The sequence below is a fragment of the Pigmentiphaga sp. NML030171 genome (assembly GCF_002188635.1).
In the GTDB taxonomy this organism is placed as follows: Bacteria; Pseudomonadota; Gammaproteobacteria; order Burkholderiales; family Burkholderiaceae_B; genus Pigmentiphaga; species Pigmentiphaga daeguensis.
Genome location: NZ_NINX01000052.1, coordinates 1 through 12,514, shown reverse-complemented (window position 1 = coordinate 12,514; position 12,514 = coordinate 1). Strand labels below are relative to the sequence as shown.

Sequence of the window (12,514 nt, the reverse complement as noted above, 5' to 3'; positions counted from 1 at the left end):
CCCGGCCTTTCAGTCGTCCAGCCGGCGGAGCAGGTCGGCGTAGTCCATGACCTCGGCGTACTTCTGCGCCATGTCGAACAGGCTGGCTTCATGAGGTCCGACGGCGCGGTCGCCCACGCAATCGGCCAGCACCACCGGCCGGAAGCCCCAGCACATGGCATCGACCACGCTCGCGCGCACGCAGCCGCTGGTCACGCAACCGGCCACCACGAGCGTGCGCACGCCCCGCTGCGTCAGCCACGGGGCAAGGCCGGTGGCGAAGAATGCCGACGGCACGTTCTTGCGCACCACCAGCTCTCCCGGCAGGGGCGCAAGTTCCGGCACGATGGCGCTGGCCGGCGCGGCTTCGGTCAGGCCCAGCATTCCCGGCACCTTGGCGGAAAAGACATTGGCATCGGCGCCATCGTCCGCGTAGACGATGCGCGTGTGGGCGACGGGCCAGCCGCGTCCGCGCGCCAGCGCGAGCAACGGACGCGTGGCCGTGATGGCCGCGGGGATGTTGCCGCCGCCGAAGATGGCCGGATCGGCGAAGCCGTTGACGAAGTCGACGACGAGCAGGCCGAACGGAGGCTCGGGCACCAGCCCCGCGCCGAAACCCTGGCGGGCGTAGACCGCGCGGTCGTTGCCGTCCTTGCTCATGATGCGGCCTCCGCCTCGGCCAGCCGCTCCTCGATCAGGCGGCCCTCGGCCACCACCTCGCGGCCGTCCAGCGACACTGTGCAGCGGCGCAGCGGAATGTCCATGTGGCACGCGGTGCTGCGGGACCCGCCCACCTCGTTGTTGGGCCCGAGCGAGAACAGGAAGTTGCCGGCGTAGGCGCGCGCATCCATGCCTATCGTGGCCTCGCGATCGTACAGCCCCAGCGTGGACCAGCGCGCGCGGTTCTGCGCCCCCCAGCCGATGTGCGACATGGCATAGGCTTCCGGGTCGTTGAAGGACTCCATGTAGTCGCTGAGCAGTTCGGCGTCCATGCCGCCCGTGATGGACGTGACGTAGCCGTCCTCCACCTCCATCACGATGGGATCGCTGACGTACGACTTCATCGGCAGCAGGATGTCGCCCTTGTCCACCACGATGCGGCCGCGCGTGGCCCGCTCGTTCGGCCAGGTCAGGGCGAAGCCGCTGGGCCAGTGATCCCAGCGACCCGGCTCGTCCACGAAGCCGTACTCCTTGACCACCGGGAACTCGCCCAACGGACAGACCAGGTCGGTACCCGCCGTCGACGTCACCCGCATCTCGCGCGAACGTTCCAGCAGCGCCCCGCAGGCCAGCACGCGTGCGCGGTCCGCTTCGTTGGGGACCATGCGCAGCAGGATCTCGGGCGGCTCGACGGCCAGCAGGATCTTGCCTCCCCCTTGCAGGATGTCGTGCTGCTCGGGCGAGAAAAGCAGGGTCATCAGATCGACCACCAGATCGCTGGCCTTGAGCGCGGCGATGGCCGCGCGGTTGCCGCTCAAGGGCGTGGTGCCCAGGTAGGCCAGGGAATCGCGGCTGAGCGATTTCTCGCCGTTGACGGGCGCCAGATCCAGCCGGTTGACGCGCGCGCCCAGCAGCCCGGCGGCGGTCATCGCGCAGCGCAGGGTCTGGGGATGGGTCACGCCCTCGGTGGTCAATACCGTGACGGTGTCGCCGCGCTTCAGGCGCGACAGCGTCAGGACCTGGGTCCATGCCTGGATCAAATCGGAATCGCTGACAGCCATAGCGTGCTCCTTGCTAAACGGGGGTTCCCAGAAAGGTGCCAAAGCCCTGGAAGAAGCCTTCCTCGTCATCCCAGGGGATCATGTGCCCGGCCGTCGGCACGGTCCGCACTTCCAGCCCGGGCATCAGGCTGCGGATCTCGTCGACGTCGGCCGCCTCGATGACGCCTCCCTTGCCCGCGACCATCAGCAGCGCGGGCACCGCGATCGCCGGCAGGTCGGCATGCATGTCGTGCGTGCCGAAGGCGTGGTAGGCGCACACCACGGCGTCCTCGTCGCAGGTATGCAGCCATTCGGCACGCAGGCGCAGTTGTGCCTCGGTCCAGGTAGGCGAGAACGGCTTGAGCTTTTCCCAGTCGGCGCCTTCCCGCATGAGCCGGATGGAATCCACGTACCAGTCGATCCTGGCCGGATAGGGCCGGCGGCCCGGTCCCGACACCGGCGGGTCCACCATGACGAGGCGCGCCAGCCCTTGCGCGTGGTGCGCGGCCACGATGGCACCGATACGCGCGCCCATCGAATGCCCGACCAGGAAATAGTCCGCCAGCCCCAGCGCCTGCGCGAAGGCGCCCACGTCGGCCGCGCAGGCCTCCAGGCTGTAGTCCATGCCCGGCGCCGTCTCGGACAAGCCGCGTCCCCTGACGTCGAGCACGTAGGTGTCGAACTGGCGCCCCAGCCGCTCGGCCACGAACGCCCAGGTCACCGCGGGGCTGGTGATGCCCGGCACCAGCACCAGGGGCCGGCCCTTGCCGCCGAAACGCAGATAGTGTTGGCGTATGCCGTTGGCGCGCACGTTGGCGCCGTAAAGAAAAGTGCTGCTCACGAATGGCTCCCTAGTAACGGCCCGACAGCAAGGCCCCGGCCCCGGGCACGATGGGCTCGAGGTCCAGCGCCTTGAGCATGGCGTAGGTGGTGGCGACGGCCGCGGTCACGACCGGCTTGCCGGTCAGCGCCTCGACCCGGGCGATGACCGGCAGCGACGGCATCTGCACGCAGGCGGACAGCACGACGGCATCCACGTCCGAGGTATCCATCGAGGCGACGATGTCCGGCAGCCGGCCTGGATCGTGCCGCCCCACTTCCAGGTTGTCGGGAATCTCCAGCGCGCGCCATTGGGTCACCTGGACGCCCTCGCTTTCGATGTAGCCGATCACCAGCCGGGTCAGCGGCACCATGTAGGGTGCGACCAGGGCGATGCGCCGGGCGCCGAGGATCTTCAATGCGTCCACCAGCGCGCCCGCGCTGGTCACGACCGGGGCGGCGCCGCCGTTCTCGCGGGTACGCTGGCCGAGCCGCGCCTCGGACTCGCGGTGATAGCCCGTGCCCATCGCCATGATGGCCACCAGGCAGGCGTAGCCCAGCACATCGACCCGGGCGTCGCTCAGCTCCAGGGCGCAGCGGTCGGACTCGGCGTCCATCGCGGCCAGTTCTTCCTTCGTGACGTGCTTCATGCGCATGCGCGCCGAATGGAAGGTGAACCGTTCCGGCCGGATCTGCTCGCGCAGCCGCAGCATGGCCGGAATCTCGGTCTCCATGGTCGTGTTGGAACTCGGCACGATCTGGCCGATGCGGTAGCGGGATGTCATGGAGGCCCTCCCCTTCACGCCGCCAGCGCCGGCCGGCCGAAGCGCTGCGCGCACGTGGTCGCGTCGTAGATGTAAACCCAGTTTGCCTGGATGCCCACGGCATTGGGATTGATCAGCTCGCGCCACCGGTACAGCAGGTCGCGCTTGAACTGCGCCCACGGCGACGGCAGGTGATAGGTCTTGCCGCGCTCGCGGGCTTCCAGCTGCACGCGGCTGGTGCGCGGCTTGCGCTCGGCCTCGTAGGCCTGCAGCGCGGCGCCGACGTCGCGGCCATAGTGCTCCAGCGCCGCGCCAAGGACGTAGCCGTCCTCGATGGCCATGGCCGCCCCCTGGGACAGGAAGGGCAGCATCGGGTGCGCCGCATCCCCCAGCAGCGTGACCCGGCCCTTGGACCAGGCCTGCATCGGATCCCGGTCGAACAGCCCCCACTTGTAGACATCCTGGGTCCGGCTGAAAAGCTCGATCACGTCGGGATGCCAGCCTTCATAGGCCTTCGTGAGTTCTTCCCGGCTGCTGCGCACGTTCCAGGACTCCTCCACCCAGTTGCGCGACTCGTTCACGGCCACGATGTTCACCGCCGCCCCGCCGTTGACGTAGTAGGTGACCAGGTGTCCGTGGGGCCCCATCCAGAACGCCGCGTCCGGACTGACGAACTTCAGCGGATGGCGGTCCACCGGCACCAGGGCCCGCCAGCACATGTGGCCGGTGAACTGCGCCGACTCCGTGCCGAACAGCGCATCGCGCACCACCGAGCGCACGCCGTCGGCGCCCACGATCAGGTCGGCCTCGTATTCGCCGCCGTCGCTCAGGGACGCGACGGCGGTCCCGCCCTCGGTGCGCACGCCGGTGCAATGGATGCCCAGCGTCGCGCCCTTGCCGTCGGCCAGGTGTTGCGACAGGATGGCATGCAGGTCCGCGCGATGGACGTGATAGAACTCCGCGCCGTAGATCTGCGGGCAGCTTTCCTTCAGCGGCGTGCGGAACAGCTCGCGTCCCGAGCGCCAGTTGCGTCCCACCATTGCTTGCGGCAGGAACCCCACCCGCTTCAGGTCGTCCGTCAGGCCCAGCGCCTTCAGGACCTTGACGGCGTTGGGCGTGACCTGCACGCCGGCGCCGACTTCGCCGAACGCCGACGCCCGCTCGAACACATGATTCTCGATACCGCGCAGCGTCAGGGCACGCGACAGCGCCACGCCCCCGATCCCGCCACCCACGATGCCTACGCGCAAGGGACGACTCATACGGCTTCTCCTTTCCTTCCTGCGGGGGCCGGCGGCAGGCCGGCCCCCATAAATAATTAAACAGAAAATTAATAAATGCTTCGATGACGCCCGGGCTCCATCGTCGCCTGGGGCCTGCTCACGCTAGAAGGCGGCTGGCACAGGCCCTAGCCTCCCAGATAGGCGGCCAGCAGTTCCGGATCCTCCAGCAATCCCGCGGACTCCCTCTGCGCCACGACCCGGCCGGTCTCGAACACATAGGCACGCGACGCGGCGGTCAGCGCGTTGTGCACGTTCTGCTCCACCAACAGGACGGTCACGCCCTGCCTGCTGATCTCGCGCACCACGTCGAACACCTCGTCGGCCATCTTGGGGCTGAGCCCCAGGCTGGGCTCGTCCAGAAGGAGCAGCACGGGCTCGGACATCAGGGCGCGGCCGATCGCCAGCATCTGCTGCTCGCCGCCGCTGAGCGTGCCGGCCAGTTGCTGATGGCGTTCCTTCAGCCGCGGGAAACGTTCGTACACCCTGGCCACGCGCTGCTGTACGGTGGCCTGCGACCGGCACAGGTAGGCGCCGAGCACCAGGTTTTCGTAGACCGTCATGGCGGGCCATACATGGCGTTCCTCCGGGCTCTGGGCAATGCCCAGCCCGACGATGCGGTCCGGCGCCATGCCGCCTATGTCGCGCCCGTTGAAGCGGATGCTGCCGCGCGTGGGCTTGAGCAAGCCCGAGATGGCGCGCAGCGTCGTGCTCTTGCCCGCCCCGTTGGCGCCGATCAGCGCCACGGTCTCGCCCGGCTGCACGCGCAGGCTCACGCCGTGCAGCGCGGCGGTCTTGCCATAGCCCACGTGAAGATTGTCCAGCTCCAGCAGCGGAGCGGATGATGCCTGGACGGTGCTCATGCCGCGCGCCCTCCTCCCAGATAGGCCTCGATCACGCGCGGGTCGCGCTGCACGTCCGCCGGCACGCCCTCGGCCAGTTTTTCGCCGAAGTGCATGACGACCACGCGGTCCGATACGCTCATGACCAGGCCCATGTTGTGCTCGACGATCAGGATGGACTGCACCTGCGTGCCCCGCAGTTTTTTCAGGATGCGCCCCAGCTCCATGGCTTCCTGACTGTTCAGGCCCGCGGCGGGCTCGTCCAGCATCAGGATGTCCGGCTTGGCCGCCAGCGCCAGGCCGACCTCCAGCAGGCGCAGCTCGCCGCAGGACAGCAGGTAGGCCGGCGCGTTCATGCGTTCGCCCAGCCCCATGATGTGGACGATGCGTTCGGCCTCCTCGCGCGCGGCGCGTTCGGCCGCGCGGACCTTGCGGCCCGGGAAGAAGGTCTGCAGCAGGCCCTGCCGGGCGCTCAGGTAGTGGCCGGCCAGGATGTTCTCGAACACCGACAGCGACTTCAGGATGTTCGTCTTCTGGAAGCTGCGGACGATGCCCTTCCTGGCCATTTGGTAGGGTTTAGCGCCGGTCAGGTTCTCGCCCCTGACGTGGACTTCGCCCGAGGTGGGCGCGTAGAACCCGGTGATCAGGTTGAAGCAGGTCGTCTTGCCCGCGCCATTGGGCCCGATCAGGCCGACGATCTCGCCCGCCCTGACCTGGAAGCTGATGTCCTTGACCGCCTTGATGCCGCCGAAGGTCTTGCACAGCCCGCGCACGTCCAGCATGGGGGCGTGGCCAATTGCATGCACAGTTGTCATTTCGGTTTCCCAAGGCGCCACGCGCCGCTTACACCGGATAGAATGGCGCCCCCCCGACCCAGGGCACAGCGGATCTGGCTCCGCCAGTCCGCCGGTGCCGCCCCCCGGGGGGCGCGCGACAGCGCGTAGGGGGGAGTCCTCATCTCTCGGCGGGTCGTCAGGAATCCCATCAGGCCGCGCGGCAGGAACAGCACGATGGCCATCACCGCCAGGCCGAACAGCGACAGCCGCAGTTCCTTGGCCTCGCGCAGGTATTCCTCCAGGAAGGTCACCAGCAGCGCCCCGATCAGCGGCCCGACCAGGGTCCCCTTGCCGCCGATCAGCACCATGATGATCATGCTGACCATGAAGGCGAAGCGGAAGACTTCCGGCCCGACGAACGAGATGTAGTGCGCGTAGAACCCGCCCGCCATGCCCGCCAGGAAGGCGCCCAGCACGAATGCCAGCATGGCGTAGCGAAACGGCCGGATGCCGATGGACTGGGCGACGTAGCGGTTCTCGCGCACGGCTACCGCGGCCCGGCCGGCATTGGAATAGACGAAGCGGTACGCCAGGTAGAGCGAGACCGCCAGCACGCCCCAGGCCAGGTAGAAGAAGAACTGCTTGGTCGCCAGGTTGCCTGCCTGGGCCAGCCATGCCGGCTGCGGCACCCCGGCGATACCCATCGGGCCGTTGGTGAAGGCGACCCAGTTGTCCGCGACCAGGCGCAGGACCTCGGCGAACGACAGTGTCACGATGACGAAGAACGGCCCCTGCAGGCGCAGCGTGATGCTGCCGATGAGCAGCCCCATGGCCGCCGCCAGCACGCCGGCGGCCGGTATGGTGGCCCACATCGGCCAGCCCAGCTGCGTGGACAGCAGCGCCGCGGCGTAGGCCCCCGTGCCCAGGAAGGCGGTGTGGCCGAGCGAGAACTCGCCCACATAGCCGACGACCAGGTTCAGGCTGGTGGCCAGCACGGCATAGAACAGCACCATGATGGCCACATGCAGCAGGTACTGATCATGGACCGCCAGCGGCAGCAGACCCGCCGCCAGCAGCGCGACCAGGATGGCGTTACGTTCGAATTGCATGATCAGGCTCTCTCGGCTCGTTTGGAGAACAGGCCGTAGGGCCGGAACACCAGGGTAAGGATCACGATGACGAAACCGATGATGTCGACCCAGCCGGTGGCGACGTAGCCGCCCCAGAGCGCCTCCGCCACCCCCAGCACCAGCCCGCCGACGATGGCGCCCGCGAAGCTGCCCATGCCGCCCAGGATCACCACGACGAAGGCCTTCATGCTGACCAGCCCGCCCACCGACACCTGCGCCGAATAGATCGATCCGAGCAGCATCCCGGCCAGCGACGCGATGACGGTTCCCAGCGCGAAGGTGCAGGCGTATACGTTCGCGGTCTTGATGCCCGCCAGTTGCGCGGCCATCGGATCCTGGAAGGTCGCCCGCATCGCGCGGCCCAGGCGCGTCTTCTGGATCAGCAGGTAGGCGGCCACGATCAGCGCCGCGCACACCGCGACGGCGAACAGCCGGATCTTGGTGACCACGATGGGGCCCAGGAACACCGGCCCGCTGGAAACCGGCCCTTCCACCTTCAGCGGCGCGGTGCCCACCACCAGCAGCGCCGTGTTGGCCAGGAAGATGGACAGGCCGATGGTCAGCAGGATGCCCGGCTCTTCGCCCTGGCCACGGATGCGCTCTATCAGCACGCGGTCGACCAGCCAGCCGAACACCCCCATGACCAGGGCGACCAGCGCCAGGCCCGTCAGGAAATCCAGGCCCAGGGCGGTGGTCACCCACCAGCCCAGCACGCCCCCCAGCATGTACAGCTCTCCATGGGCGAAGTTGACGACGCGCATCAGGCCGAGGATGAGCGTGAGCCCCAGCGCCGACAGCGCATAGAAGGACCCGATCACCAGTCCGTTGGCCAGGAACTGCGGCAGCAAGTCCATCGTTTCTCCCGACTCGGCGCGCGGATCAGGGCCGCTCGGTGGGGGCCTGCGCCACCACCTTGGGCTCGCGGTTCTGGATCTGCACCAGCACCACGTCGAAGCCGTAGCCCTCGCCCTTCTCGGTGAACTTGAAATGGCCGTTGGGCGCGGCGTAGTCCGTCTTGCGCAGGGCATCGCGGATCGCATCGGGCTGCGTGTTGCCCGCCCGGGCGATCGCCTCCATCACGATGTTCAGCGCGTTGTAGCCGGCGGCGCCGTACTTGCCCGGCTTTTCCTTGTAGGCGGCGCTGTAGTACTGGACGAAGGCCTGGTTGCGCTCGCCCGGCATGCTGGAGGCGTAGGGCACCGCCGCGTAAATGCCTTCCGAGGCGTCGCCCGTCAGCCCGATGAAGTCGGAGGTCGCCCACGATCCCACGCCGAAGATCTTGGTCTGGATGCCGAACTCCTTGAACTGCTTGACCAGGATGGAGCCGTCCTGGGTCTCGGCGGCGACGAAGACCCCGTCGGGCTTGGCCGCGCGCAGCTTGGTCAGCAAGGTGTAGAAGTCGGTGGCGCCGTGATCGAAGTACTCCTTCATCACCGTCTTGACCCCGAGCGCGGAGAGGTCCTTGGAGAAGTCCTCCACGCCGCCGCGGCCCCAGTCGTCGTTGACGCCGATGTAGGCCACCGTTTTCAGTTGCAGCTTCTGCGCCAGGATCTTGCTGAAAGTCCTGGACATCAACCGGTCGGTCTCGGCCGAGCGGAAGAAGTACTGGAGTCCCTTCTCGGTCAGGTCCGCCTTCGAGGACACCCCGGTCAGCATGGGCAGCTTGTATTTCTCGGCCACGGGCATCACCGCCGCCGTGGCCGAGCTGCAGAAGGCCCCGGTCAGCGCCACGACCTTGTCGCGCACGATCAGTTTCTCGGCCGCGTTCACCGAGTTGGCGGGACGGCACTGGCCGTCCTCGATGACCAGCTCGATCTTCTTGCCCAGCACGCCGCCGGCCGCGTTGCGGCGCTCGACCGCAAGCTTGGCGCCGTTGACGTAGGTGAGTCCGTTGTAGGCGACCGAACCCGTGAGGGGCTGGATGACACCGATCTTGATGGTTTCCTGCGCCCACGCCGCGGGAGCTGCCCCGCCCATGGTCCCCGCCAGCAACAATGCCCAAGACAGCTTACGCATAGCGACCTCTCGCAAAGGTTTCGATTAAGAATTGCCCACCGCCTCGATTAATTAAACAAGTAATTAATTTATCGATGAATTAGGGTTTACGGCAATCGGCACGATCCGGGAAAAATAATTGATCGACTCAATAATTTCCCGGCACCGTCGCTTCTTAAGCAGGAAGAGTGCCAGCCGTGCGCCCTGGGCGGAACACCGGTGCGGCGCCCGCTCGGGGCGCGCCGCCGCACCGGCGGGGGTCCATGCGCACCGGAATGGCGCGGCGGGCCGGCCTCAGGTCTTCATCTTGTAGCCGGTGCGGAAGATCCAGGTCACGATGCCCAGGCATACGACCAGGAACGCCAGCGTCATGCCCAGGCTGACCACGACGTTGACGTCGGACTGGCCGTAGAAGCTCCAGCGGAACCCGCTGATGAGGTAGACCACGGGGTTGGCCAGGGTGATCTTCTGCCAGATCGGCGGCAACATGCTGATGGAATAGAACGCGCCGCCCAGGAAGGTCAGCGGCGTGACGACCATGAGCGGAATGATCTGCAGCTTCTGGAAGTCGTCGGCCCACAGGCCGATGATGAAGCCGAACAGGCTGAACGTGACGGCGGTCAGGACCAGGAAGCCCACCATCCAGACGGGATGTTCGATGTGATAGGGCACGAAGATGCGGGCCGTGACCAGGATCAGCAGGCCCAGCATCATCGACTTGGTGGCGGCCGCGCCGACGTAGCCGACCACCGCCTCGACCGGCGACACCGGCGCCGACAGCAGCTCGTAGATGGTGCCCGTCCACTTGGGCAGGTAGATGCCGAACGAGGCGTTGGAAATGCTTTCGTTCAGCAGCGACATCATGATCAGGCCGGGGATGATGAACGCCCCGTAGCTGACGCCGCCGATCTCACCCATGCGCGAGCCGATGGCGGTGCCGAACACGATGAAGTAGAGGGAGGTGGACAGCACCGGCGAGGCGATGCTCTGGGTCAGCGTGCGGAAGGTCCGCGCCATCTCGAACCGGTAGATCGCCCGGATCGCGTAGAAATTGATCATGCTTGCTCCCGCACCAGGCTCACGAAAATATCCTCCAGCGAGCTTTCGCTGGAATGCAGGTCCTTGAAGTCGATGCCCTGCTCGTTCAGGGCCCGCATCAGCGAGGCGATGCCGGTGGCCTCGCCCTGGGTGTCGAAGGTATAGACCAGCGCATTGCCGCCGTCGGCCAGTTCCAGCGCGTAGCCGGCCAGCGCCGGCGGCAGCGCCTGGAGCGGGGCCTGCAACTGCAGCGTCAGCTGCTTCTTGCCCAGCTTGCGCATCAGCGCCCGCTTTTCCTCGACCAGCACCAGCTCGCCCTTGTTGATGACGCCGATGCGATCGGCCATGTCCTCGGCTTCCTCGATGTAGTGGGTGGTCAGGATGATGGTCATGCCCTCGTCGCGCAGGCGGCGCACCATCTTCCACATGTCGCGCCGCAGTTCGACGTCCACGCCGGCGGTGGGCTCGTCCAGGAACAGCACCTTGGGTTCGTGGGCCAGGGCCTTGGCGATCAGCACGCGCCGCTTCATGCCGCCGGACAGCGTCATGATCTTGGCGTTGCGCTTGTCCCACAGCGACAGGTCGCGCAGGATGCCTTCGATGCGGGCCGGGTTGGCGGGGTGGCCGAACAGGCCGCGGCTGAAGCTGACGGTGGCCCACACCGACTCGAAGGCGTCGGTGGCGAGTTCCTGCGGCACCAGGCCGATGCGCGTACGCGCCGCGCGATAGTCGCGGACGATGTCGTGGCCGTCCACCAGCACGGCGCCCGCGCTCGGGCGCGACAGCCCGCAGACGATGCTGATCAGGGTGGTCTTGCCGGCGCCGTTGGGGCCCAGCAGGGCGAAGATCTCGCCCTTGCGTATCTGCAGGTCCACGCCCTTGAGCGCGTGGAAGCCATTGGCGTAGGTCTTGGCGAGGCCCGAGATGGAAACGATCGCGGGCGCCTCGCCGGGAAGCGGGGGGCGGGTCGAGACTGGCTGCATGGCGTGATGGTCGCGCCGCGGGGGAATGGGAGGGGAAGGCACGGTCCCGGCGGCGGAAGTCGAGTGTATAGGATAGGCATGGCAGCGTCTTCAAGCCTGTTCCGCCAGCAGGGGCATTTCCCGCGCGGGCCGACCCGGTATCATCCTGTTTTCGCGGCAGGCATCCGCCCGCCGCCGCACGACCGGAGCATTCCCCCATGAACCATCCCCCGGAAAACGTCAGCATGGCGCTGTTCTGCGACTTCGAGAACGTGGCCCTGGGCGTGCGCGACGCCAAGTACGAGCGCTTCGACATCAAGCTGGTGCTCGAACGCCTGCTGCTCAAGGGCAGCATCGTGGTCAAGAAGGCCTATTGCGACTGGGACCGCTACAAGGGCTTCAAGGCCACCATGCACGAGGCCAATTTCGAGCTGATCGACATTCCGCACGTGCGCCAGTCCGGCAAGAACTCGGCCGACATCCGGATGGTGGTCGATGCGCTGGACCTCTGCTATACCAAGTCGCACGTCAATACCTTCGTGATCATCAGCGGCGATTCCGACTTCTCCCCGCTGGTCTCCAAGCTGCGCGAGAACGCCAAGCAGGTCATCGGGCTGGGCGTCAAGCAGTCCACCTCGGACCTGCTGATCGCCAACTGCGACGAGTTCATCTTCTACGACGACCTGGTCCGCGAGACGCACCAGGCCGCCCGCCGCGAGCCGCGCGGGGCGCAGCCGGCCAGCCGCCGCCCGCACGACGAGGACAAGGCACGCAAGGACGAACTGGAGTCCCGGCGCGAGAAAGGCATCGCGCTGGCGGTCGAGACCTTCGACGCACTGCTGGCCGAACGTGGCGACACCGGGAAGATCTGGGCCTCGGTGCTGAAGGAGGCCATCAAACGCCGGCGCCCCGACTTCAACGAGTCCTATTACGGCTTCCGCGCCTTCGGCAACCTGCTGGAGGCGGCCCAGTCGCGCGGGCTGCTGGAGTTCGGCCGCGACGACAAGTCCGGCGCCTATGTGTATCGCGCCAACGGCGAAGCCGCGCCGGTCGAGCCGGCGGCGCCCAGGCCGGTGGCGGCGCCCGCCCCGGCTCCCACCGTCGAACCCGCCGAGGCGCCCGCAGCCGAGACACCCGCCCCCCGGGCGGACAAGCGGCGCAACACCCGCGGCGCCGGCAAGAGCGCTTCCCGCCTCGGACGGCCCGAGGCCGAGGCGGCCGGAGAAACG

General features: G+C 67.5%; 13 protein-coding genes. 1 reads left to right on the top strand and 12 read right to left on the bottom strand.

From position 1 onward, the window contains the following. Positions 1-9: 9 nt before the first annotated feature. From CDO46_RS26345 to CDO46_RS26290, 12 genes are all read right to left on the bottom strand, one after another. Positions 10-639, bottom strand: a complete 630-nt coding sequence (locus CDO46_RS26345) for an isochorismatase family protein (protein WP_087841543.1) — start codon at positions 637-639, stop codon at positions 10-12. Next, positions 636-1,700: a 2,5-dihydroxypyridine 5,6-dioxygenase gene (locus CDO46_RS26340; protein WP_087841542.1), complete on the bottom strand. Its 1,065-nt coding sequence runs from the start codon at positions 1,698-1,700 to the stop codon at positions 636-638. Before CDO46_RS26340 ends, CDO46_RS26345 begins: the two co-directional genes overlap by 4 nt. Before the next feature lie 13 nt (positions 1,701-1,713). Further along, positions 1,714-2,520, bottom strand: a complete 807-nt coding sequence (locus CDO46_RS26335; protein WP_087841541.1) for an alpha/beta fold hydrolase — start codon at positions 2,518-2,520, stop codon at positions 1,714-1,716. 10 nt (positions 2,521-2,530) lie between these two features. Then, positions 2,531-3,232 carry an Asp/Glu racemase gene (locus CDO46_RS26330; protein ID WP_176400851.1) on the bottom strand — a complete coding sequence of 234 codons (702 nt, stop codon included), beginning with the start codon at positions 3,230-3,232 and terminating at the stop codon, positions 2,531-2,533. 65 nt (positions 3,233-3,297) lie between these two features. After that, complete coding sequence (locus CDO46_RS26325) at positions 3,298-4,524, bottom strand: FAD-dependent monooxygenase (RefSeq protein ID WP_087841540.1); 1,227 nt, start codon at positions 4,522-4,524, stop codon at positions 3,298-3,300. A 146-nt stretch (positions 4,525-4,670) separates the two neighbouring features. Beyond that, positions 4,671-5,405: an ABC transporter ATP-binding protein gene (locus CDO46_RS26320; RefSeq protein ID WP_087841539.1), complete on the bottom strand. Its 735-nt coding sequence runs from the start codon at positions 5,403-5,405 to the stop codon at positions 4,671-4,673. Continuing rightward, positions 5,402-6,199, bottom strand: coding sequence for an ABC transporter ATP-binding protein (locus tag CDO46_RS26315; RefSeq protein ID WP_243724388.1), 798 nt, complete (start codon positions 6,197-6,199; stop codon positions 5,402-5,404). The genes CDO46_RS26320 and CDO46_RS26315 overlap by 4 nt, the downstream gene beginning before the upstream one ends. Further along, positions 6,196-7,269 (bottom strand): branched-chain amino acid ABC transporter permease, encoded by a 1,074-nt coding sequence (locus CDO46_RS26310; RefSeq protein ID WP_087841537.1) that lies wholly within the window; start codon positions 7,267-7,269, stop codon positions 6,196-6,198. Before CDO46_RS26310 ends, CDO46_RS26315 begins: the two co-directional genes overlap by 4 nt. 2 nt (positions 7,270-7,271) lie before the next feature. Further along, positions 7,272-8,144: a branched-chain amino acid ABC transporter permease gene (locus tag CDO46_RS26305; RefSeq protein WP_087841536.1), complete on the bottom strand. Its 873-nt coding sequence runs from the start codon at positions 8,142-8,144 to the stop codon at positions 7,272-7,274. Positions 8,145-8,169: 25 nt separating this feature from the next. Next, the gene (locus CDO46_RS26300; RefSeq protein WP_243724389.1) at positions 8,170-9,306 is read right to left on the bottom strand and encodes an ABC transporter substrate-binding protein; all 1,137 of its coding nucleotides are present in this window, start codon (positions 9,304-9,306) and stop codon (positions 8,170-8,172) included. A gap of 273 nt (positions 9,307-9,579) precedes the next feature. Beyond that, positions 9,580-10,341 carry an ABC transporter permease gene (locus CDO46_RS26295; RefSeq protein ID WP_087841595.1) on the bottom strand — a complete coding sequence of 254 codons (762 nt, stop codon included), beginning with the start codon at positions 10,339-10,341 and terminating at the stop codon, positions 9,580-9,582. After that, entirely contained in the window at positions 10,341-11,306 is a 966-nt protein-coding gene (locus tag CDO46_RS26290; protein WP_087841535.1) for an ABC transporter ATP-binding protein, read from the bottom strand. The genes CDO46_RS26295 and CDO46_RS26290 overlap by 1 nt, the downstream gene beginning before the upstream one ends. 197 nt (positions 11,307-11,503) lie before the next feature. Between CDO46_RS26290 and CDO46_RS26285 the strand changes: the two genes are divergently transcribed. After that, on the top strand, positions 11,504-12,514 hold a 1,011-nt coding region (locus tag CDO46_RS26285; protein WP_140416919.1), incomplete at its 3' end, for an NYN domain-containing protein.

Bases quoted from the DNA above. Each gene is read 5' to 3' on its own strand.
- CDO46_RS26290 (WP_087841535.1), bottom strand. From the start codon at position 11,306: ATGCAGCCAGTCTCGACCCGCCCCCCGCTTCCCGGCGAGGCGCCCGCG.
- CDO46_RS26315 (WP_243724388.1), bottom strand. From the start codon at position 6,199: ATGACAACTGTGCATGCAATTGGCCACGCCCCCATGCTGGACGTGCGC.
- CDO46_RS26340 (WP_087841542.1), bottom strand. From the start codon at position 1,700: ATGGCTGTCAGCGATTCCGATTTGATCCAGGCATGGACCCAGGTCCTG.
- CDO46_RS26345 (WP_087841543.1), bottom strand. From the start codon at position 639: ATGAGCAAGGACGGCAACGACCGCGCGGTCTACGCCCGCCAGGGTTTC.
- CDO46_RS26320 (WP_087841539.1), bottom strand. From the start codon at position 5,405: ATGAGCACCGTCCAGGCATCATCCGCTCCGCTGCTGGAGCTGGACAAT.
- CDO46_RS26300 (WP_243724389.1), bottom strand. From the start codon at position 9,306: ATGCGTAAGCTGTCTTGGGCATTGTTGCTGGCGGGGACCATGGGCGGG.
- CDO46_RS26305 (WP_087841536.1), bottom strand. From the start codon at position 8,144: ATGGACTTGCTGCCGCAGTTCCTGGCCAACGGACTGGTGATCGGGTCC.
- CDO46_RS26325 (WP_087841540.1), bottom strand. From the start codon at position 4,524: ATGAGTCGTCCCTTGCGCGTAGGCATCGTGGGTGGCGGGATCGGGGGC.
- CDO46_RS26310 (WP_087841537.1), bottom strand. From the start codon at position 7,269: ATGCAATTCGAACGTAACGCCATCCTGGTCGCGCTGCTGGCGGCGGGT.
- CDO46_RS26330 (WP_176400851.1), bottom strand. From the start codon at position 3,232: ATGGAGACCGAGATTCCGGCCATGCTGCGGCTGCGCGAGCAGATCCGG.